Source organism: Variovorax sp. 01T439_2, from assembly GCF_056398445.1.
This window is the reverse complement of the sequence record NZ_JBFTPJ010001329.1, coordinates 1-1,099: the sequence shown is the minus strand read 5'-3', so window position 1 is coordinate 1,099 and position 1,099 is coordinate 1. Positions and strand designations below refer to the sequence as shown.

Sequence of the window (1,099 nt, the reverse complement as noted above, 5' to 3'; positions counted from 1 at the left end):
AGGTACCGTCGAGCTGTTCTTCCTTGAAGCCCGCGTCCAGCAGCGCCTGGCGCGGCATGTCGGCCGGCGCGCGGCATACGTGGCACAGGCGCCGCGCGAGCCGCTGCGCCGTGATCAGGATCACGCTGGAGGCGATGTTGAACGGCGCGATGCCCATGTTGCGCATGCGCGTGAGCGTGGTCGGCGCGTCGTTGGTRTGCAGSGTSGASAGCACCAKGTGGCCSGTCTGCGCSGCCTTGATCGMGATSTCGGCSGTYTCSAGGTCGCGGATTTCGCCGACCATGAYSAYGTCSGGATCCTGSCGCAGGAMSGMGCGCAGCGCCGCCGCGAAGGTGAGCCCGGCGCGCTCGTTGACGTTCACCTGGTTCACGCCCGGCAGGTTGATTTCGGACGGGTCTTCCGCCGTGGCGATGTTGACGCCGGGCTGGTTCAGCAGGTTCAGGCAGGTGTAGAGCGACACCGTCTTGCCCGAACCGGTGGGGCCCGTCACCAGCACCATGCCGTAGGGGCGGCCGATCGCATGCAGCAGGCGCTCCTTTTCGTCGGCGTCGTAGCCCAGGGCGTCGATGCCCAGGCGCGCGCTGCTCGGGTCCAGGATACGGATCACGATCTTCTCGCCGAACAGCGTGGGCAGCGTGCTGACGCGGAAGTCGATCACGCGGTCGGGCCCGATCTTGAGCTTCATGCGGCCGTCCTGCGGCACGCGCTTCTCCGAAATGTCGAGCCGCGAGATGACCTTGATGCGCGAGGCCAGCTTGTCCTTGATGAGCGTGGGCGGGCTCGCGATCTCGCGCAGCTCGCCGTCGATGCGAAAGCGCACCCGGTAGTTGTGCTCGTAGGGCTCGAAGTGGATGTCCGAGGCCCGCATGCTGACGCCGTCGAGCAGCATCTTGTGCAGGAAGCGCACGACCGGCGCGTCCTCGACCTCGGCGATGGCCTGTTCGTTGGCATCGCCCGAGGTGTCCGCCGAGACGTCGTCGAACTCGAACTCGGCGCCGACGATGCTGTTGATGGTTTCCGCCGCAGTGACCGCAGCGGCTTCGATCATGCGCGAGAGCTTGTCGTATTCGGCAATGACCCAGTCCACGCCCATCTGGGA

The 1,099-nt window shown here is 66.5% G+C and carries 1 protein-coding gene; it reads right to left on the bottom strand.

Going from position 1 to position 1,099, the window contains the following annotated elements; genetic code table 11:
* Window positions 1-1,099: ATPase, T2SS/T4P/T4SS family (locus AC1DOC_RS34690; RefSeq protein ID WP_478131716.1), on the bottom strand; the 1,099-nt coding region annotated here is incomplete at both ends.